At 33.0% G+C, this 21,029-nt stretch carries 23 protein-coding genes; 10 read left to right on the plus strand and 13 right to left on the minus strand.

Annotated elements, in window-relative coordinates:
• Positions 1–5: 5 nt before the first annotated feature.
• Positions 6–1,472 carry a glutamate synthase subunit beta gene (locus ACIGAM_RS12150; protein WP_396511712.1) on the plus strand — a complete coding sequence of 489 codons (1,467 nt, stop codon included), beginning with the start codon at positions 6–8 and terminating at the stop codon, positions 1,470–1,472.
• A 108-nt stretch (positions 1,473–1,580) separates the two neighbouring features.
• Complete coding sequence (locus ACIGAM_RS12155) at positions 1,581–2,018, plus strand: hypothetical protein (protein ID WP_396511713.1); 438 nt, start codon at positions 1,581–1,583, stop codon at positions 2,016–2,018.
• A 112-nt stretch (positions 2,019–2,130) separates the two neighbouring features.
• Here the strand turns inward: ACIGAM_RS12155 and dnaN are convergent, their stop codons facing one another.
• The 4 genes from dnaN to ACIGAM_RS12175 form a co-directional block, all read right to left on the minus strand.
• Positions 2,131–3,249: a DNA polymerase III subunit beta gene (dnaN, locus tag ACIGAM_RS12160; protein ID WP_028375165.1), complete on the minus strand. Its 1,119-nt coding sequence runs from the start codon at positions 3,247–3,249 to the stop codon at positions 2,131–2,133.
• A gap of 142 nt (positions 3,250–3,391) precedes the next feature.
• Positions 3,392–5,065 carry a gliding motility-associated ABC transporter substrate-binding protein GldG gene (gene gldG, locus ACIGAM_RS12165; protein WP_396511714.1) on the minus strand — a complete coding sequence of 558 codons (1,674 nt, stop codon included), beginning with the start codon at positions 5,063–5,065 and terminating at the stop codon, positions 3,392–3,394.
• A 1-nt stretch (position 5,066) separates the two neighbouring features.
• Positions 5,067–5,783, minus strand: coding sequence for a gliding motility-associated ABC transporter permease subunit GldF (gene gldF, locus ACIGAM_RS12170; protein ID WP_396511715.1), 717 nt, complete (start codon positions 5,781–5,783; stop codon positions 5,067–5,069).
• A gap of 28 nt (positions 5,784–5,811) precedes the next feature.
• Complete coding sequence (locus ACIGAM_RS12175; RefSeq protein WP_396511716.1) at positions 5,812–6,771, minus strand: Gfo/Idh/MocA family protein; 960 nt, start codon at positions 6,769–6,771, stop codon at positions 5,812–5,814.
• Between the two features lie 119 nt (positions 6,772–6,890).
• Between ACIGAM_RS12175 and ACIGAM_RS12180 the strand changes: the two genes are divergently transcribed.
• Positions 6,891–7,532 (plus strand): protein-L-isoaspartate(D-aspartate) O-methyltransferase, encoded by a 642-nt coding sequence (locus tag ACIGAM_RS12180; protein ID WP_396511717.1) that lies wholly within the window; start codon positions 6,891–6,893, stop codon positions 7,530–7,532.
• Here ACIGAM_RS12180 and ACIGAM_RS12185 read toward each other — a convergent pair.
• The 3 genes from ACIGAM_RS12185 to ACIGAM_RS12195 form a co-directional block, all read right to left on the minus strand.
• On the minus strand, positions 7,529–7,762 hold the full coding sequence (locus ACIGAM_RS12185; protein ID WP_396511718.1) for a hypothetical protein: 234 nt from the start codon (positions 7,760–7,762) through the stop codon (positions 7,529–7,531). The two genes, ACIGAM_RS12180 and ACIGAM_RS12185, sit on opposite strands and share 4 nt — an antisense overlap.
• Positions 7,763–7,936: 174 nt before the next feature.
• A complete protein-coding gene (locus ACIGAM_RS12190; RefSeq protein WP_396511719.1) occupies positions 7,937–10,984 on the minus strand; it encodes a WD40/YVTN/BNR-like repeat-containing protein in 3,048 nt (1,015 codons plus the stop codon).
• A gap of 89 nt (positions 10,985–11,073) precedes the next feature.
• Positions 11,074–11,793 carry an outer membrane lipoprotein-sorting protein gene (locus tag ACIGAM_RS12195; protein WP_396511720.1) on the minus strand — a complete coding sequence of 240 codons (720 nt, stop codon included), beginning with the start codon at positions 11,791–11,793 and terminating at the stop codon, positions 11,074–11,076.
• Between the two features lie 201 nt (positions 11,794–11,994).
• Between ACIGAM_RS12195 and ACIGAM_RS12200 the strand changes: the two genes are divergently transcribed.
• Both ACIGAM_RS12200 and ACIGAM_RS12205 read left to right on the plus strand, forming a co-directional pair.
• The gene (locus ACIGAM_RS12200; RefSeq protein WP_396511721.1) at positions 11,995–12,183 is read left to right on the plus strand and encodes a hypothetical protein; all 189 of its coding nucleotides are present in this window, start codon (positions 11,995–11,997) and stop codon (positions 12,181–12,183) included.
• Between the two features lie 45 nt (positions 12,184–12,228).
• On the plus strand, positions 12,229–13,899 hold the full coding sequence (locus tag ACIGAM_RS12205; RefSeq protein WP_396511722.1) for a recombinase family protein: 1,671 nt from the start codon (positions 12,229–12,231) through the stop codon (positions 13,897–13,899).
• Positions 13,900–13,904: 5 nt separating this feature from the next.
• Here ACIGAM_RS12205 and ACIGAM_RS12210 read toward each other — a convergent pair whose 3' ends face one another.
• The 3 genes from ACIGAM_RS12210 to ACIGAM_RS12220 form a co-directional block, all read right to left on the minus strand.
• The gene (locus ACIGAM_RS12210) at positions 13,905–14,216 is read right to left on the minus strand and encodes a hypothetical protein (RefSeq protein WP_396511723.1); all 312 of its coding nucleotides are present in this window, start codon (positions 14,214–14,216) and stop codon (positions 13,905–13,907) included.
• 52 nt (positions 14,217–14,268) lie between these two features.
• On the minus strand, positions 14,269–15,333 hold the full coding sequence (locus ACIGAM_RS12215; RefSeq protein WP_396511724.1) for a hypothetical protein: 1,065 nt from the start codon (positions 15,331–15,333) through the stop codon (positions 14,269–14,271).
• 140 nt (positions 15,334–15,473) lie between these two features.
• Positions 15,474–15,623, minus strand: a complete 150-nt coding sequence (locus ACIGAM_RS12220) for a hypothetical protein (protein ID WP_396511725.1) — start codon at positions 15,621–15,623, stop codon at positions 15,474–15,476.
• 225 nt (positions 15,624–15,848) lie between these two features.
• On the opposite strand from ACIGAM_RS12220, the gene ACIGAM_RS12225 reads away from it, so the two are divergent.
• The 5 genes from ACIGAM_RS12225 to ACIGAM_RS12245 all read left to right on the plus strand — a co-directional run bounded on the left by ACIGAM_RS12225 (position 15,849) and on the right by ACIGAM_RS12245 (position 18,218).
• A complete protein-coding gene (locus tag ACIGAM_RS12225; protein WP_396511726.1) occupies positions 15,849–16,169 on the plus strand; it encodes a hypothetical protein in 321 nt (106 codons plus the stop codon).
• Between the two features lie 61 nt (positions 16,170–16,230).
• Complete coding sequence (locus ACIGAM_RS12230; RefSeq protein WP_396511727.1) at positions 16,231–16,767, plus strand: tyrosine-type recombinase/integrase; 537 nt, start codon at positions 16,231–16,233, stop codon at positions 16,765–16,767.
• Positions 16,768–16,776: 9 nt separating this feature from the next.
• Positions 16,777–17,109, plus strand: a complete 333-nt coding sequence (locus tag ACIGAM_RS12235; RefSeq protein WP_396511728.1) for a hypothetical protein — start codon at positions 16,777–16,779, stop codon at positions 17,107–17,109.
• Between the two features lie 2 nt (positions 17,110–17,111).
• A complete protein-coding gene (locus tag ACIGAM_RS12240; protein ID WP_396511729.1) occupies positions 17,112–17,576 on the plus strand; it encodes a hypothetical protein in 465 nt (154 codons plus the stop codon).
• Between the two features lie 219 nt (positions 17,577–17,795).
• Positions 17,796–18,218, plus strand: coding sequence for a hypothetical protein (locus tag ACIGAM_RS12245; RefSeq protein WP_396511730.1), 423 nt, complete (start codon positions 17,796–17,798; stop codon positions 18,216–18,218).
• A gap of 923 nt (positions 18,219–19,141) precedes the next feature.
• Here ACIGAM_RS12245 and ACIGAM_RS12250 read toward each other — a convergent pair.
• The 3 genes from ACIGAM_RS12250 to ACIGAM_RS12260 all read right to left on the minus strand — a co-directional run bounded on the left by ACIGAM_RS12250 (position 19,142) and on the right by ACIGAM_RS12260 (position 20,984).
• Positions 19,142–19,870, minus strand: coding sequence for a hypothetical protein (locus ACIGAM_RS12250; RefSeq protein ID WP_396511731.1), 729 nt, complete (start codon positions 19,868–19,870; stop codon positions 19,142–19,144).
• Positions 19,871–19,992: 122 nt separating this feature from the next.
• Positions 19,993–20,166 carry a hypothetical protein gene (locus tag ACIGAM_RS12255; protein WP_396511732.1) on the minus strand — a complete coding sequence of 58 codons (174 nt, stop codon included), beginning with the start codon at positions 20,164–20,166 and terminating at the stop codon, positions 19,993–19,995.
• Positions 20,167–20,288: 122 nt separating this feature from the next.
• Positions 20,289–20,984 carry a hypothetical protein gene (locus tag ACIGAM_RS12260; RefSeq protein WP_396511733.1) on the minus strand — a complete coding sequence of 232 codons (696 nt, stop codon included), beginning with the start codon at positions 20,982–20,984 and terminating at the stop codon, positions 20,289–20,291.
• Positions 20,985–21,029 lie beyond the last annotated feature (45 nt).

Raw genomic sequence — 21,029 nt, forward strand, 5'->3', positions numbered from 1 at the left:
GAATCATGGGAAAAATAACCGGATTTTTAGAATACGAAAGAAAAATAGAACCGTACAAACCTGTTGAAGAACGGGTGAAGAAGTATGAAGAATTTACAATACCCTTAGAGAAATCTGAACTTAAAAATCAAGGAGCCCGTTGTATGGACTGTGGGATTCCATTCTGTCATAGTGGTTGCCCTTTAGGTAATTTAATACCAGATTTTAACGATGCGGTTTACCGTGAGCGTTGGGAAGAGGCAGCACATATATTACATGGGACAAATAATTTTCCTGAATTTACAGGAAGATTATGTCCGGCTCCTTGTGAAGAAGCCTGTGTTTTGGGTATAAATGAAGACCCGGTTACTATTGAGAATATTGAAAAAAATATTGCAGAAGAAGCTTTTAATAATGGGTGGATAAAAGCAAACCCACCTCATAAGCGCACCGGTAAAAAAGTGGCTGTAATAGGTTCTGGACCCGCAGGTCTTGCCACTGCGCAACAATTAAATCGTGCAGGACATCTTGTTACCGTTTATGAACGCGATGAAAAGCCAGGTGGTTTATTACGCTACGGAATTCCTGATTTTAAAATGGAAAAACACGTCATAGACCGTAGATTAGTAATTCTTGAAGAAGAAGGTATTAGTTTTAAATGCGGAGTACATGTAGGTGTAGATATTACGGCAGATGCATTAAAAGAAGAATATGATGCTGTAGTGCTTTGTAGTGGTGCAACCGTACGCAGAACATTACCTATTGAAGGAGCAGACTTAAAAGGTATTTACCAGGCGATGGATTTCTTACCTCAAAACAACCGTCGCGTAGATGGCTTACAATGGCAAGGAGAAGAGATAAAAGCTACAGGTAAAGATGTAATTGTAATAGGTGGTGGAGACACCGGTAGCGACTGTATAGGAACTTCTATACGACAAGGAGCAACAAGTGTAAATAACTTTGAGATAATGAGTAAGGGTACTCCTGAGCGTCCTGAAAATCAGCCTTGGCCGTATTGGCCTATGCGTTTACGTACTAGTAGTTCTCATAAAGAGGGTGCAGAACGATTTTTCGCTATCTCTACTAAAAAGTTTGTAGGTGATAAAGATGGAAATTTAACCGGACTGGTAACCTCAGAAGTAGAATGGACTCATAAACCTGGAGAACGACCTAACCTTTCTGAAGTACCCGGTACAGAAAAAGAATGGAAAGCAGATATGGTATTTCTTGCTTTAGGATTTACAGGAAGTGAGCCTACCATTGCTGAACAATTAGGTGTAAAATTAGATCCCAGAACAAATATTCAGGCTTCTGTAGATGATTATATGACTAATGTTCCTGGTGTTTTTGCAGCAGGAGATACGCGTAGAGGCCAATCTTTAATCGTATGGGCGATTTCTGAAGGTAGACAAGCAGCACATTACGTTGATAAATATTTAATGGGGAAGTCAGATTTACCTCTTAAAGGAGATGGTGATTTGCCACGAGTATAGTTTTTCATAAATCCTAAAATTTTAAAACGGCTGGAGAAATTCAGTCGTTTTTTTTGTTTATAGACGCAACCATTCCTAATGTTTTTCATCTACTGAAAAACCATATTTATGAAGTTTAGATTCTCCTATTTATTTTTGACTTTGTTGATCCTAGGGTCTTGTTCAGATACATCAGAGCAGCCTATAGAAATTCAAGAAAATCAGTCAATTAAGCTATCGCTAGTAAAAATGTCTGGTAATACGCTCAATTCTGAACGCAGTGGTTCAGAAATGGAATGGCAAGAATATTATGATTTAGGCAGTGAGATGCAATTTACTAAAGTGCAAATTCGAGATGGTGATACATTAAGTTCGCAGGGCGAATTTGATATTGTAATGATTGAAAGCGATAAATTTTTAAAGTTCACTCACAATACTGATAATGTACTGGTAGGAAACTGTACAGATTCAAGAGAAGAACTTTTAGAATATACAGATTCTAGCAGTTTAAAAAGTAATTGGGATCAATGTGATGGACCGGGATTATTTTACAGTTTTAATAAGTAGTCGCTTAAAAATTTGATAGCTGCATTTAAGCTGTAAGCTATTTTTAATAGAAAAAGCCCTGTTGAGAATTCAAAAGGGCTTTTTCACGTAATAAAAGGTATTTTTAAGTTGTCTAGTTATTTAGCATTACTGGCATAACCAGCATAGTTACTTTTTCACCCTCATCTAAGCCATCTACGGGCGTTAAAATCCCAGCACGATTAGGAAGAGACATTTCTAGAGAAACATCGTTAGCATTCAGGTTATTAAGCATTTCTACCAGAAAACGGCTATTAAAGCCTATTTGCATGTCGTCACCTTGATAATCACAAGTTAAACGCTCTTCTGCTTTATTACTGTAATCTATATCTTCTGCAGAAATATTTAATTCTGCACCTGCAATTTTAAGTCTGATTTGGTGTGTGGTTTTATTTGAGAAAATAGAAACACGACGTACCGAATTTAAAAATTGGTTGCGGTCTATAATTAGTTTATTTGGATTCTCTTTAGGAATTACCGCTTCGTAATTTGGGTATTTTCCGTCAATAAGGCGACATAGTAATTGTACATTGTCAAAACTAAACTTTGCATTAGAATCATTGTACTCAACCGTAATATCATCGTCACTAGAAGCTAGAATTCCTTTTAAAAGATTCAATGGTTTTTTTGGCATAATGAATTCTGCCGTTTGCGTAGCTTTTACATCTGTACGTCCGTATTTAACCAGTTTGTGAGCATCTGTTGCAACAAACGTTAAGCCTTCAGTATCAAATTGAAAGAATACACCACTCATCACCGGTCTCAAATCGTCGTTTCCGGTTGCAAAAATAGTATTGCTAACTGCTGTCGCTAAAACTGCAGCAGGTATAGTTACTTTACTAGGATCGTCTAGTTCAACTGCATTTGGAAATTCTTCGCCAGAAGCATATGCCAGAGCATATTTACCGTGGTTAGAACTTATTTCTATTGTGTGGTTGTCACCTACAACAAAAGTTAATGGCTGCTCAGGGAATGTTTTTAGTGTATCTAATAGCAGCCGTGCAGGTACTGCAATATTTCCCGTATCTTCAGATTCTACATCAAGAACGGCAATCATTGTAGTCTCTAAATCTGACGCAGAAACTTTAAGAACATTATCTTCTAACTCAAATAGAAAATTATCTAAAATAGGAAGCGTGTTACTGTTGTTAATTACCCCACCTAAAACTTGTAGTTGTTTTAAAAGGTAAGAACTTGATACAATAAATTTCATAAGAAAGTGCTATTTATAAAGTTTGGTTCATAAGCTGAACCAGAATATTAGTGGTTGTAAGTTTTAAAAATCCCGCTGGTTTAACAGCCTAACAAAGATATCGTAATAGCTTTTTTTGCCGAAACAAACTTATTAACACTTACTAACGATATTTGCGGCGTCTAAGATAGGTATACACTGCAGCAAAAAACACTAAAAATAGTAATGAAGTCCCTAAAATTAGGCCTTGCCAAGTAGAGCGATCGTTAACGGTTTTCTCAATATCTAATGCCGGGAGAAGAATACTTTTACTTCTAATGTTAATAAGACCAGTATCGTCAAGCAGATAGTTCACTGTATTCAATAAAAATTCTTTGTTTCCATATTCCTTGAATGTATATTTATCAAAACCTAGCTCAAGTGGTCTACCGTTTTTATCTAAGTCATTACGTATAATATCACCATCTGCTACAACTACAATTGCAGTTTCTTTTTTTGATTTTTCTAAGAATAAAATATTAGAAGATTCAACAGGAAGTATCCTGTTTTCAAAGGCTGAAGTGAAGTTTCCTTCTAATAAAACAGCTAGATTTTGAGCTCCGCCTGAGTAACGCTCGGGTTCAGGTTCTGTTGTAATTGTCTCTAGCGAAATAGGGACAGGAACACCATTTAATTTTGTGAGTAGCGAACTTTTTAAAAGTACTGTTTTGCGCGTTTCTGTTTGTAGTAGGTCAATCTGGTTGGCATATCTTAAAAATACAGGATTGTCAATATTTGTATTTATAGGATGATTTTCTTCCGCAGTTATTAAAGGATAGTAAAACCAAGGTAACTGTGTATATTGAGAATTTGCAGTTTCTCCGCTAGCTAAAACCAGTGGAGCAGCATATAAATCTTCAACTAAAACTGGATTAATACGAACTCCATATTTAAAGAAAAAATCATTGAGATTAAGTGTACGTGCCGTTGCCAGAGCCATACCGTCATTAGCATAGAGGCTATCTGTTTCCATGGCAACCTCATCTATAAGATATAAGGCTTTGCCACCTTGCATCGTAAATTGATCTAACGCATACTTCTCAATATCTGTAAATGCTTGTGTTGGTTTTGCAGCAACTACAAGATCAAAACTGTTAAGCGCCTGCATTACCTGATCTGGATTACCGTTCACAGAATCTAGTGGAAAAGGAGCAATAAAATAGCTTTCTCTTAATGTTTTAAAAAAGTCTGCAATGTATTTGTCCTCCAGTTCTGCGTTACCCTTAAGTACAGCAATACGTTTACTTTTAGGATTTAGAAGCTTGTAAAAACCATCAGAAAAGGCATATTCAAGGTTTTGAACAGAGCGGCTTACCAGTGCGTCAGGACTTGCCCCTAAAGTTTTTTTAAGCAATGAAATAGGAACTGTTTTACCTTTATATGAAGCAATCGCCCACGGAAAAATGAATTCTTGAGTTACCTTACCATTATTGCGTAGCTGTACCTGTTCTGGTCGCATACCACGATTGTTAAAATCCTGTGCAATAGTTTCTACTACGGCACCGTCTGGTACAGGATCGATAAAAGCAAACTTAATATTAGGATTTTCTGAAGCATATTCTTCAAGCAGCTGGCGGGTTTCTAGTTGCAATTTATGAAAAGCATCAGGTACATTTCCTTCTAAAAAAACATCAATTATTAAAGGCTCTGTCGCTTTAGCGAGAATCGTTTCTGAAGATTCTGATAAAGTATATCTGGCATCTGCTGTAAGATCTATCCTAAAGCTATAAAGCTGTGATAAATAGCCAACTACTATTAGCAAGGCAAGAACAATAGGATATTTAGAATTTAGCTTCATATTACCTTTTCTTTTCAAGCTTAAAAGTGGTCATTGCTATAAACGCTGTGGCTACACCTAAAAAATAAATCAAATCCCTACTATCTAAAACGCCGCGACTAATACTTTGAAAATGGCGTTGCAAACTGAGCGTTTTCGAAAATTCGATATTAGAAACATCTGCTAAACCATCAAAACCAAAATAGAAAAGGAAACACAAAAAAACTGCTATTATAAATGCGACAATCTGATTTTCAGATAAGGTTGAGGCAAAAATTCCAATTGCTGTATAGGCGAGCGCTAAAAAAAGAAGACCCAGATACGAACCTATTAAAATACCAGAATCGTAATTACCCTGAGGATTTCCCAATTGATCTATAGCGTAAATGTATATTAAGGTAGGAATGAGCGCCAAAAGAATTAATAGAAACGCGCCAAAAAACTTTCCCAGAACTAATTTTAACGTGGTTATGGGTTGTGTTAAGAGAAGCTCTAATGTACCCAGTCGTAATTCGTCACTAAAACTACGCATAGTTACAGCGGGAATTAAAAAAATAAAAATCCACGGTACAAGCTGAAAAAACGGTGTTAGATCTGCAAACCCATAATCAAATTGATTGAAGTCATTATCAAATACCCAAAGAAAAAGCCAATTGAGGATAAGAAACAGGCCTATCACGAGATAGCCTACCGGAGATGCAAAAAATGAATGAAATTCTTTTTTTAGTATGGCAATCATATTATAACGAGCAGTTTTTAAGCGGAAATTATAAATCTGCAATAATTTTCATGGCAATACGTAATGCTTCAGTTCCCTGTGCTAAGCTAACGACAGGAGTAGTATCTTGTTGTATAGACGTAGCAAAAGCTTCTAGCTCATCTAAAATTGCATTATTATCCTGTACTTCAGGATTGTCAAAATAGATTTGCTTTTTAATACCTTCAGCATTCTGTAAAATCATCGCAAAATCATCTGCTTGTTCAGGAGCATCTTTCATACGTACGATTTCACATTTTTTTTCTAAAAAGTCTACAGAGATATAAGCATCTTTTTGAAAAAACCGAGCCTTTCTCATCTTTTTCATAGAGATACGACTTGCAGTAAGGTTTGCAACACATCCATTTTCAAATTCAATACGAGCATTTGCAATATCAGGAGTATCACTAATCACCGAAACTCCTGAGGCCGATACTTTTTTTACTTTACTCTTTACAACACTTAAAATTGCATCGATATCGTGAATCATTAAATCTAAGACTACAGGAACATCTGTGCCACGAGGATTAAATTCTGCAAGACGATGAGCCTCTATAAACATAGGATTATCTATAAGGTCTTTTACAGCGCTAAATGCAGGGTTAAAACGTTCTACCTGACCTACCTGTCCACGCACAGCGTGTTTTTTAGCAAGCTCGCGTATGGCTACAGCTTGTTCTACAGTTTGAGTAATGGGTTTTTCTATAAATAAGTGTTTGCCTGCTTTTATAACCTCTTCTGCACAGTCAAAATGATGTGTCGTAGGTGTTACCACATCAACCATGTCACAAGCTTCAATTAAGGCAGCTCTAGAAGGAAAACGCGTGTACCCAAATTCTTTAACGACAGCCTCGGCTACCGCATCAGAATCATCGTAAAAGCCTACTAACTCGTATGCTTCAGATTGTTGTAAGAGTTTTAAATGTATTTTTCCTAAGTGACCTGCACCCAGAACGCCGGCTTTTAGCATAATCTAGTTTGTTTTACACAAAAATAGGCTTTCTAAGCCATAAATTCTCTAAAGGACATTGTTGAAAAAATGAATGTGCTTTCTTAGCAAAGGCGCTTGTAGATTTTTAATTTAGCGCTATGAAAGATACTACGCGTCATCAGGGCAAACGCCGTCTGTTAGCTCAGATTCTCGAAAAAAAAGGAATAACTAATAAAGATGTGCTTGATGCCGTGCGCAAAATACCGCGTCACTTTTTTATGGATAGCAGTTTTGAAGATCATGCTTATCAAGATAAGGCATTTCCTATCGCTGCAGATCAAACCATTTCGCAGCCATTTACAGTTGCTTTTCAGACTGAATTACTTGAATTAAAAAAAGGCGCTATAGTCTTAGAAATAGGAACGGGTAGTGGCTATCAAACAGCTGTATTGTGTGAAGTAGGGGCTAAAGTTTATAGCATAGAACGCCAGCAAGAACTCTTTAGAAAAACAAAGAATTTTTTAGCGAAATTAGGATATCGCCCTAAGCGATTGACCTTTGGAGATGGTTATCTAGGAATGCCTGAATTTGCTCCTTTTGATGGAATTATTGTAACAGCAGGAGCTCCTTTTATTCCTAAACCACTACTTGCCCAATTAAAAATAGGAGGTAAGCTTGTGATTCCCGTAGGTGACGAGGTACAAACCATGACCCGCATAGTTCGCAAAAGTGAAACCGACTTTGAAAAGAAAGAATACGGGGAGTTTAGATTTGTTCCGCTATTAGAAGATAAAAATTAAGCTGAAATATTCTTTTGCCAGTATGTGTAGTGAAACCATCCCAGACCTACAGCAGATACTAAAGTTATAATATATATGGGTATATATTTAAGTTGGCCCAGTTGGGAAACAGAATTTATGTCTGATAAGGCCCAAAGGATAAATAACAGACCTACAAGCCATACGATACTCGCTGCTCGTAGTTGTTTTATGAACGTTTTATTCTTTTTATATGATTTAGAAGATTGCATAATCTGTATGATTTTAAATAAAAATGGTCAATAATTTACAAAAATCAAGGCAAAACTCCAAAAAAGCCATTTTTTTAAATAAAATAGTCCAGATGCGCACCTGTTAGCAGGAAGCACATCTGGACTATTATTTTTGTGTATTAAATATTAAAAGTTACACAAAAAACTATTCATTTATTTTGCTAAGAATACCTCTTTAGAATCTAAATCAAGTTCCTCTTTACCATTTTTGATACGCTCAGCATTAATTTTAGAAACATATTTTTTTTCAATATTCGTGTATGTCTTCCACGCACCTGCAACTTGTTGCTCATACGTGTCTGCATTTGCATAGCGTACTGGCGCAGGTTTTTCAAAAGTACCAGCAACCTCGTTATAAAGGGTATTGAGCTTTTCTCTTAATTCTGGTTCTGCTTCCTGTACATAGCGATCTCCAGTAGTAATTACGAGTTTTGCTTTTAAAGCCGTTAATTCCTCAACTGCTTTTGTTGCATTTTTTGAAGTGGTATCTTTTAGCGATTCTACTGTAGAATCTATGCGATATCCTAAATAAGCGAGATCTTCTATTATATTGAATAAACGCAGTGTTAATGCTTTATTAGCTGTACGCTCTACATCTGTTACCATTGAATTTGGGTCATTCTTAACGTTTATGGTATGCTCATAGGTTTCTTTACCTTTTGTAATCGAGACTTTATAATCACCGGCATCTGCTTTAGGAGCTAAAACAAATGAAGGTATCTTACCCACTGCAACTTTAGGAGCTTTCTTTAAATAATCCCAATTAACAGTATTGATACCTTTAGATTTTCCAGGAACGGGTTCTGCAATCAGATTCCCCTCTAAATCCCTAATCTGCATACTCATTTTTCCAAAAGTATGGCGTTTTTTCATATAGTACATGATTTTAGCCAAACTGCTGGGATTTTGTCCTACAAATTCTGTTTCTGTGCTTGTGCCGCCAAAACCGCTTTCCTCTTTAATTATACCTGCGGAAGTTTTAAAGAAGTGCATGTCTTTATCTAACACTGTATCATTAATTTGTCTTAATGGCGAAATATCATCCAGTATAATGATTCCTCTTCCGTGTGTGCCAAGTACAAGATCTGAGGTCCTTTTTTGAAGTTCTATATAATGAACAGCAACTTCAGGAAGGTTGTTTGTAAAATGCGACCAGTGCTTACCGCCATTAGTAGTTATAAATAAACCAAATTCAGTTCCTAAAAACAAAAGATCTTCTTGCTCATAATCTTCCTGAATATTACGTGCAAAGCCTTTAATATCTGAAGTTACTATAGATTCCCATGTTAGGCCATAATCTGAAGTTTTACAAACATAAGTATTCATATCTCCGGTAGAATGTCCGTCAAAAACGACATAAGCAGTACCGGGATTATGTACACTTGCTTCAATATGATATACCCAGGTATTCGCCGGTATACCGCTTATATTTTTTACAACATTATTCCAGGTTTTACCTCCATCACGTGTGATTTGAACATTGCCGTCATCTGTACCTACCCAGATAATTTTCTCATCTAAAGTAGATTCAGCTATGGTGAAAATAGTTGTGTGTGTTTCTGCACCCGATTTATCTACAGATAAACCTCCTGAGTTTAAATCTTGTTTTTTGGGATCATTTGTTGTTAAATCTGGAGATATTTTTATCCAGGTGTCACCCATATCTTCAGACTTGTGAAGGTACTGGCTTCCCATATAAAAACGATCTGGAGCCTGAACACTTAATGCCATAGGAGCATTCCAGTTAAATCTTAATTTCTCATCATTTTCTGCAGGAGGAGCAACATTTTTTGCCTGATTTAATTCGGTATTAAAACGCCATACATTTTGAGCGCCTTGCATTTCTGAATAAATAATAGGTTTTGTAGCATGTTTGAGCACTCTAAAACCATCACCTGCTCCTATAAGATTCCAGTCTCTGGCTTCAACGCCACCCGGCGATGAGGAAGGTCCATACCAGGATTGATTATCCTGAAGTCCACCATAAACTTTATAAGGTGTCGCATCATCTACTGAAACATGATAAAATTGAGAAACCGGTAAATCCTGTACCATTTCAAAATTAGAGCCGGCATCCCAGCTACGATACACACCACCATCTGTTGCTGTATAAAGGCGATTACTATCGTGTAAATCAAAAACAATATCGTGTATGTCTGAATGCTGCGGACCTAAATCCTGAAAGGTTTTTCCACCATCTCTAGATATCGATCCGTACAGGCCACCTTTTACAAGAATATCTGGATTTTTAGGATCAACTACAAGTCTTGCAAAATAAAAGGGTCTGACCGTAAGGCCAAAATAATTATTTAATTGCTTCCAGCTAGCTCCCGCATCTGTACTCTTGTATAGGCCATTTGTTTTTTCTGATTCTGTTTCTACTGCGGCATATAGAATAGAGGAGTCTGAAGGAGCAAGCGCTAATGCAATGCGGCCCAGATTACCATCAGGGAAACCATTGTGAATTTTATTCCAGGTTTTGCCGGCATCTAAACTTTTGTAAATAGCACTGGTGTTTCCGCCAGATTCAAAGCCCCATGGTGTTCTACGGAATTTCCACATAGAGGCGTAAAGAATATTCGGGTTTTTAGGATCAATAATTAATTCTGCAGCTCCTGTAGATTTATCTGTATACAGCACTTTTTGCCAGGTTTCACCTGCATCATTACTTTTATAGATACCTCGTTCTTCACTGTCTCCCCAGAGAGCACCCATTACGGCAACATACATCTCTTTATTATTTGTAGGGTTAATAGCGATAGCACTAATACGCTCTGAATTTTCAAAACCTTTCTTTGTCCAGTTTATACCACCATCTGTAGATTTATATAAGCCATCGCCTACACTAACCGAGTTGCGCGTCCAGATTTCACCGGTTCCCACCCACACGGTTTTATCAGGATCTGTAGGGTCTATTTTAATAGCGCCTATACTCTGAGCATGTTTGTCAAAAACAGGACTAAATGTAGCGCCACCATTAATTGTTTTCCAAACACCACCACCGGCAGCTCCTGCAAATAATATACGATTGTTTGTGGGGTGTGCCTCTAGATCAATAAAACGACCACTCATTAAAGCAGGACCTATATGACGCGCTTGTATATCGCCAAAAAGTTCTTTACCGCCAGGATAATTTTCTTGTGCTTCGTTACTCGTAACAAAAAGCAATAGTGTACTAAAAGTGAGTAATATTTTTTTCATTTTTTGTTAGTTTATGATGAATAAAAAAGGGTGTCTATTTTAAAAATTGACACCCTTAAATAATTCCCTTTCGGGATTATATTTTAAAATTATTCTCCGGGATATGCAAAAATTGTTTCGTCTAACTCCGGATTTACAATTATTTCACTCATTTCAAATGGCTGTCCCGCCTGGCTCATAGCAAAAGGAAAATAAAGACCTTCTACCTCTTGATAATCACTCATTACGATATTAACATCTTGTCCCATTTGAGAAGTCTCAATTACAATGGGTACATAATTTTCAGTATCAAAATAGTAATAGCTGATACTTGGAGATTCTACTCCGTTAACCATTACAGGTTCTTGAGTGATTTTTACTTTATAAGTTTCGGCACCTTCTTTAGTTTCAGTACCTACGTATTCTACAGCATAACCATTCTCTTTATAATTAAGTAATGGAGAAGGAAAGTCATTTTTATTAAGCGCCATATTCTGAGTCATTTCTTCAGAAGACTTTTCTGGTTTCATAGACATAAAATTAGTAGTCCAAAGATTTGTACCGTCATAGGCCATCTGAGTTATTTTCTGACCATTAAATTCGATCACCACGGCTTGTTTGCCGTCTTTTGTATTGTATACAGTCACTGGTATAGACATACCACCTTGATTGACTGTAGCAGACATTTTAGTTGCATTTACTTCAGCCCAGGCTTCAGCACCACCAGTATTTTCTATATAGTTTGCAATAATTTCTTCTGCAGTTTGAGCAGAAATGGTATTTACAAGTAGCACAAGCGCTAGTGTAAAAAGAGATTTAAATACTTTCATAATACGATAATTAGTTTTTTTCTTGATTGTTAGACATAAGATATGCCATTATGTTACATAGATTAGATCTAAAAATAAGAATTTATTTAAAATGATTTGTTTTAATAAATACATGTCTCATTTTAAAAATGGGATTTATATATTTAAACCATAGCTGCAAAAAAGAAATTGATTTAGCAGAACTACAATTAATATATCGCCATGCAATTCGGAAAAGTAGAAAATCCAGAAGATATTGACTTCACCCTACCACCAGATCATCAGGAAACTCAGGTTTTATTAAATAGTAAAGCCAGTACCAAAAAGGCTGAACTCTATGTAGGTTGTGCAAAGTGGAATAAGCAAGATTTAAAAAATTTCTATCCTAAGGGGATTAAAGATGAATTGTAAGTAAGTATAATTTATATTTGTTAAATCAAAATAAGTTTATACTTAATGAAACTAGGAATTTACGCCCGTAAATCAACAGACAAACAAAAATCAACTGAATTTCAAATTGCATTAGGTGTTCAATATGCAAAAGCAAATAAATTAGAGTATCAAATATATTCTGATGAAGGCTTATCTGGTACCGGTGATTATAAAAATCGTCCAGAGTTTGAACAACTACTTTCAGATATAGTATCAGGTGATATTACACACGTACACATTTGGAATCAGAACAGAGCTGAAAGGGAACCATTGACATTTTTCACCTTAGCTAAAATTGTTGTAGATAATAATACCGTGCTTATTGAAAATGGGGTTGTAATTGATTTGAATGATGAAGATACATTCTTTCTTAGAGGTATTCAATCGATGCTAAATAGAATGGAAGTTAAGAAGCGCAATTCTATGATTAAGGGTAAGTTAAAATATAATGCCCAACAGAATAAAGTACACGGAAAACCACCATTAGGATTTACCAAAGATGAAAACAATAAAATTATTATTGACAAGAAAAAAGCACCCCTTATACAGCGCATTTATGATTTAGCTATCAAAGGTGAAATAGGAGCAAAACAAATTGCAAGATTATTAACCGATGAAGGAATTCCTACAACTAGAAATAAAGACCAATGGAAAGCAGGAACCATACTAGATATTTTAAAAAACCCTTGGTTTAAAGGTGAAAGAAATTTTTCAGGTACAATTTATAAAGTTCCAGCAATTATATCTTCTAAACAATGGGATGCAGTTCAACAACAACTAACGAAAAATAGAAGATATTCAAAAAAAATCACTAAACACAATTACCTGTTAACTGATATATTAGTATGTAAAAAATGTGGTAAAAACTATCAAGGCAAACGTAATGCCAACTATAAGTATGCATATTATATGTGTGCATCTAGGAAAGACCCCTACCATTGTGGTAATAAAGGTGTAAAGATGGAATGGATAGAAGAAAATATTTGGGACCATTTTTTCAGGGATGATATCCTATTAAATAAAGTTTCTAAACTTATCAACCAAACAGATACTTCAAAACAAATCAAAGTTCTTCAAAATGACCTTGAAACACTAAATGCCGGGGTAGAAGAACAAAACAATAAAAGAAAAAAAGCAGTTAAACTAGTATTAGATAATATACTATCTGATGAAGATGTAAAACAAGAACTTCTTTCTATAGAAAATAGAAAAACGGAACTATTTAATTCAATAAAAAATACTGAACAACAGATAACATTTCTTCAATCTAAAACAGATAAAAAGAAAAATGAAATAACTTCAATAAAAAATCTTATAGATACTACACCGTTTAATAAACAGAAACAAATAGTAAAAAACCAAATAGACAAAATTGAAATTGAACATCTAGGTGATTATATTGAAATTACAATACACTATAAAATATATCCATTAGACCCAGAACGTTTGTATACCGATAAAGGTTATAAAAATACCTATGTAGTCAATTATGATAATGATGAAGCTGCAAAATCAAATGGTTATATAAATCTGATTGAATTCAATAAAGAACAACAAACAAAAGAAAACACCTTGGATATCCAACTAGGGGAAAATAATAGGATATTATCAATTAATGGTGAAAAAGTAGATATAGATATTACAATTGGAGATATTATTGGTAGAGCAGATATTCAGAAAATATTGAAACAGTAAGTAATTTATTTACCCAAATCGTAAGTCTTATTCCACTTACCACCAAAATAATGATAATTATGTTCATTGGTTTTAAAGTGACTGTATTTAGCTATTAAACCGAAAAGAATTTTCTTTAACTTAACTAATTCTACACCTTCATACCTTTTCACCTCACCCAAAGTTTTATGACTTCTAAAAGAATATATACCTGATTCCAAACGTGCAAAATTTTTACCTGAATCTTTAACTTCAATATAACGACCACCACCAATAAAGGCTGCATCAATTAATTGTTCAATATAGGTATCATCAATAATTTCTTCTTCTATTTTCATAATATGTATTTGGAATAATTACAATATTATGGAATAATTCCAACAAATCAATTTAATTGCTAGAGATAATTTTTTCTAATTTTTTATTTAATTTATCTTTAAATTTTATTCTTCTTTCACTCTCTATATCAATTTCTTCTTGAAGAATTTTATAATATCCCTTATAAATATCAATTATTTCAGTTTCTTTATCTGTAAGCTCAATATCTTTCATCATAAACCCTGTATGATATGGATTATAGTCTTTAAATTTTAGTATATCACCATTAGGATTTATTTCGCTAAGCATTTTTTGAAATAATTCATTGTATAATTCGTATTCTCGGATATAGAATACTCCTTTTAAAGTATATTTTATTGGTTTATTATATAAGTTAAAGAAATGACTATAATCACTAATTTTATCATAATAGGCAATTGAATCAAACTCTTTAATACCAGTTCCCCAATTAAAAAGTTCAAACCCCAAATCAGGTATTTGGTTTTTGTGATTTGGATATATATTATTTTTTTTATCAATAAAATCTAAAGATATATCTGTAAATAATCCTTCTTTTATTAATCCTGCGAATGAATGTTTCAAAAATACATCATTATCAACATCAGCAAAATTCATTTCACTACGTATGTATTCTAAATCAAGTAAAAATGAATCTATCTCAACTGAAAACTCATATTCACTATATCCATCTATTTTTTTAATCTTATCAATTTCTAATTGAATTTTGTCAACTCTTGAACGATGATTTTTATAATTAATGAATATTAAATAGTGAAGTCTCAACTGATAAGATGATAATCTGTTTATGATATTTAAATAATAAATACCCCTATCATCACGACCATCTTTGCATCTGGATAATGCTAATACTCCAGCATAATATTCTTGACTAACAACATCTTCAGAAAAACTACCATAATTAACCATATCCCTTAAAATCTTAGGTGATACTGAACCATCTTCTTTATCAATTTTAGAACCCAACATTTGATGAGCCTTATCAATAATTTTTCTAAGATTTTCTCTATTGGGTTTTGGCATATTATCACTAATGTATCTTACAGTTTGCCCAATAACTGCATTGATAACGTAACCTTCTAAATCATCTGATTTCATTTAATATTTGACTTTAGTTCGGTTGAAAAGAGGTATTCATATTTTATTGTAATATAATCTCTCAACAAGATATGCAACTCGCATATTCCAGACCCCCAGCACCCCCACGATATAAACCTATTTTTTCAAACCTGACACGCTTATTTGCCATCGCTTTTAACAACCGCTTGGCAAAATCCATATTTGTCACCAGAAACTCCACCTTGCGGTTTCCAACCTTTTCTTAATTCTTCATTTACCAATCTTGAAAGACTATTATAGTCGGTTGCATATAAAATTTTGTATTCCATTATTATTAATAATTAAAATTAAAAACTTAAAAATAGGGCTTTTGGTGGTTATACATCTAAAAATAAATGTTCATTAATGTACTAAATGAACATTATCAATCTTTACAGCATCTCAAAACGTTAAAGTTCTTTAAAATGTTCGTTTATATTTGTTTAATATGATAAATGAACATTATATTTGTATCATCAAAAACAAGTTACTCACTCACATTAAAGAATTTAACAATGGAAAAATTATCAGAATTAACTCAAAGAGAATTCAACACACAAGAAACCTATCAACTTTTAAAGGCATCAGGCTCAATTATGTGGTCTTGGGGCGTATCTAAATTAATTAATTATCAAAATGAAGGATTACTTTTGAAGGTAAACGGACACCACCACAAAGGATGGGTATTTATTACTTTAGCTTGGAATGATACATATTCAATCCATTACCTAAACAACCGGTACAAGGTGAAGGAATCACAAACAGATATTTATTGTGATATGCTAACTAGAACAATAGATGATAAGATTGAAAGAATTGATGATTACCAATACTAGAAAATATTAAACTAACAAACCCCTGTAAGCAATTGCAGGGGTATTTATACAACAATATACAATGGCAGCTTCAACATACTTAGATTTCGATAAAACAGCAGCAAAAGGTCTTAAATTGATTCGTTCAGGTGATAACCCAACATTTGGTTTATTGGTAATTGTAGGTATCAACCTAGGGTTAAGAATATCAGATTTACTTGAATTAACCTTTGGTGATTTGCGTTCTGATTCAATTGATATTGTAGAAGGTAAAACAGGTAAGAAGCGAACGTTAACCATCAATGATAATATTAAGGCTGTATTGAAGTATTTTGATTCAATAGAATATAAGGATTCATTTAAAGCATTTAGAAGTCAAAAGGGTAGTGTGTATTCACCACAACACGTAAACAGGTTACTGAAGGAATATTTCAATTCAGATACAAGTTCACATTCATTACGTAAAACCTTTGGTAGAAGGGTTTGGAATAACAATAACAAAAGTGATGAAGCATTAATGTATTTATCAGAAATATTCAATCATACATCACCGGCAATCACTAGAAAATACTTAGGTATAAGGTCTGAAGAAATTAGTGATATTTATAAAAATCTATAATATAGAATAATGGAAGTTTTAGTATTTCAAGTAGGCATTTTTCTAGCTATAATCGTTTTAGGTGCTTTTGGTAAAAAAATTAGAAATGGTGCTTTAATATTCTTTTCTGTATTTACTGTTGTAATGGTATTTACTTCAGGTCTTATGATTTTACAGTTTTTAACTATTTTTTTAGCATATTTGGTTACTGATGGATTGTATTCTAAAAAAGAAGAAAATATAAATGATGTATATATTCCACAGAAGAATAATGATAAAGAATCAAAAGGTTGTTTAAGGGCATTTTTTTGGATTTTATTAATATTTTTTATTTGGTTTCTGTATAAAATTTTTAGTAGGTAACAATGAAGAAAACTAAAACATACTATCACATTACAAGTATTGATAACACATCATCTATTTTAAAAGATGGTTTGAAGTGTAATAAAGTTAATGGTGAAATATACTTATTTGACCATATCAAACAAGCTAAAAACATTGCCGTAAATCAATTGGGTATAAGTGAATATAGTTTATTATCAATATCATCAGAAGGTTTTAAATCTAAGCTAATACAAGATGATGTTGCTGATGCAGGTTCAAACCATCAATGGTTGTTGAATCAAGATTGCATATCACCAGAACACATTGAACATATCAGTGATAATCATTTCAACATTTATGATTTGATTGAAGAAATTGAATATCCTAAAATGAAAGCATTGGGTATAAGTGATAAGGATTATATATCAATGATAAGTAATTTAAAAGGTAGGATTGAACGGTATAATGAAGTTAATGGTACCAATCACCCATATACAGGTAATTAAAATTATTTTATATTTACCCCTCTAATTATTCTTGATGTTTGTTTGTTATTGTTTTGAATACAGTTAATAAATATGATACTTGAATAGTTTGTTTGTTTAACAGTTGTTCTGGTGGGAGCATCAGAGTAACTTGTTTTTTTGATACGGGGTTAATCATTCAATTGGTTAACCCTTTTTTATTAGTTCAGTAACCATTTAACCTATATAACCTATATAATTATGTTCAAAACAAACCCATTAAACGATTACTTAAATTTATTTGATATTTCAGATGATAGATATTCCCGTTTGGATGAATACAAACAAAAGTTCCTTTCAGATTTTGATGATGATAAACCAACATCAAGTAATTCTAAAAAAGCTATTGAAGATTATAATAGATTTTTAAATCTTCTTGAAAATGAAGAATTAGAATATTTACGTATAGAATCTATTTGGCAACAGTTAGAATTAATGACTGCTGAAAAGGGTGAAGATGTTAATGAAGAAGAAATTTCATTACCTAATCATTTGAATGCAAGTTTGAATGCTAGTTATTCTTTCATAGGATTTCTTATATCAAAAGAACAAGAAAAACGTACTAGTGAAGCATTTCAAGAACGTATCAAAAGTTATAACAGTATTGATGATATTTCAAAATAATCCATTACATTTATAGTAGTTGAAGATGCTTCTGGTAAAATCAATTTCAACTATACTCATACTTACACATTTAAGGGTTAATCATTCAATTGGTTAACCCTTTTTTAATGCTCGTATGTTTATGTGTGTTTGATAGGGTAGGAATACAGGAGTACCAGAACGGCAGAACGCAAGCGAAGGAATTAGCATGTTAATGGTGCCGGTACGGTTGTAAGGTTGAATAGTTGTACGGTTGATTTTAAATATAAGATGAACCAATCTTCAATGCCAGGATAATGAACAATATAATAACACTTGGAATTGCTAAGTAATATCCTTTTTCTGAACCCTTCACATCTTCACCTTGTATTAGTATAATACACCCAATTACACCAACGGCTGCGCTTATTATAAAGGCTATTTGAAACAGAATATCCATCCAATAAATATATTAAAATCAAAGTTACTGTAAAGAAAGATTTGCATTACCAATATTACCTATCATTATCAAATTCTTGTTTTATGTTTGTGTTGTAATCAGTGTTACGCAGCAGAAAATCAATAATTTATTAATTGATATAGTGATAGGTGACCCACCATTACAAGACTGATATATTTGGTGGTTCTGGAGGTATTCTAGTTTGTGTTTGATGTAAAATAACACAAGTGCAAAACGTGTACTTTGGTAGAAATAGGTAATAAAATACCTTCGATGGGTAATAAAAAATATTAGTAGGATGAAAGTTTATCAAGAAATAATAATACTGGTGATTGTGTTTTATTTTATGCAATTATACATACCCAAAAAGCGTACTTCATATGCTAATGAAGTAATAATGAAATTTATTAAGGTATTACCATTTTATTCGATTGTCGAGGTATTAAAAGAATATATTAAGGGTAGAAGGATTGAAAAAGAAAATGATTAATCAGTTCTATTCGTTCTATTCATAATACCAATCAATTAGAGCTTGTTTAAAGGCTTCATTTTCTTTTAACTTATTAGTTACCATCTTTACTATACTATTGATTGTTTGACGGCTTAAATTGTGTCTCTTACCTATATCCTTCATTGATAAATCATCTTGACAATTCAAGTTGAACCAATCTATTGTGATGTTATATAATCTTGTTTGTTTTTCTGTTGGATATCTAGCACCGGTAAATTCTTGAAGTATGATTTTTTTTATTAAATCCTTCAGCAAATCATAATCTTCAGAATAGGTTGTTGATTCATCTTCAATGATTGTATCAAGGTAGTTACCATCTTCTGTTTGATATTCTGAAAAGAATTTTACTTTGGTTTTACCACCCCAATTTTCATTAGATTTTTTTTTACCAATAATGTTATCGTGTGGGAACTGGATAAAATGGGTTAATGCATTTTTAAGACCAACAATTGCATAAGAAGTTAATGATGCATTTTTCTTATTGTTGGGGTTATATTTTAAAACTGATTGGTGAAGATTTTCTAAGGCAATTGAAAAACAGTAATCAAGGTTTTGATTTGAATTTGCTGCAAATGAAGTTGCATATTTTAGAGCTAATGGTAATTGACTTTTAACAAGGGTTTCAATTGTGGTTGGGGTTAATTCTTGGGTGTTGTATATATCCTTTATTTCATCTTTGGATAGTTTTATATAGTTCTTGTGTACATAGGTTGAAAGGTTCATTTTTAATCATAGGCTGTTTGTGTTGTGGGTTGTTTTTTATGTGTTTTTGTATGTTGTTTAATGTAACCGTACCGGCACCATTAACATGCTACGCATATTGTGTTAACCCTTATTAGTATTCTTTAGTTTGAATCAAGTACTATAAGCTTATCAATTGCTTCATCAGTTTTTCTGAATGCATCTTCAAGTTCATTTAACTTATCATTTATCCTTTTGAATATATCATTGGGTATATCGTTTGTAAAGGTTTTGTTGGTTGTGGTTGTGGTTCTGGTTGTATTGGTATTTGTTTTCATTAGTATTTTTTATTTCACTTTGTTATTCTTTATTGGTTATTAAAATTTGGTTTTTGGTTAGTGGTATTTGCGATGGTTCCACAAATTGAATCTGGAACCATCATCTTTACCATCAATTCTTGTTAGTAGTCGAATGAAAAATTGAATATTCTATCACCCGTTATTGCATCATAATGGTATGTTCCATTTTCAGTTACAACAGATACACAATTATCATTTAAATCATAAATGAAGGTTTTACCATTTTCTTCTTTTGATTTGAAGTTTAGGGTTTCAACCAATTCATTAAATGATAAGCCAAAGGTTACAGCTACATCATCATAATTAATTGGCTCACTAGATTTACTTTGATTGTTTAGATAATCAATTATAGTTTTTGCTAATCCGTTTGAAGTGGCTTCGCCATGCGAATGTGCCGGTACCGGTTTTTGATTTGGTTGAACTAATGCAGGGTTTCTTTCAATTGTAAATGGATGGATGAATTCTCGATAAACTGTATAATCACCATCATCCTCTAAATAAAGAATTTCAACATATATTTCATCTATTTCATCATCTGTAAGATTGTTTTTCTCACCGTTTATGGTTTCTTGATGGATTATATTTTTAACTAGTTTTTTGAATAACTCGTTGAATGTATGATGTTCAGTTATTTCTTCCATATCATCCTTTTCAAATAAGATATTTGAAAATCTTAAACATTCAATTTCATTTTTATAGTTCATTGAAATTTCAAGTAAATTATCATCACTTGATATTACCCATTGTTCTATTCTTTTTTGAATTGCAGCTTCTTCTTTTTGTGTGAATTTTCTCATTTTTATATCCTGTTTTTAATTGCGATGCGTTTAGTTTTTTTGTGC

The organism is Leeuwenhoekiella sp. NPDC079379, from assembly GCF_044542075.1.
In the GTDB taxonomy this organism is placed as follows: Bacteria; Bacteroidota; Bacteroidia; order Flavobacteriales; family Flavobacteriaceae; genus Leeuwenhoekiella.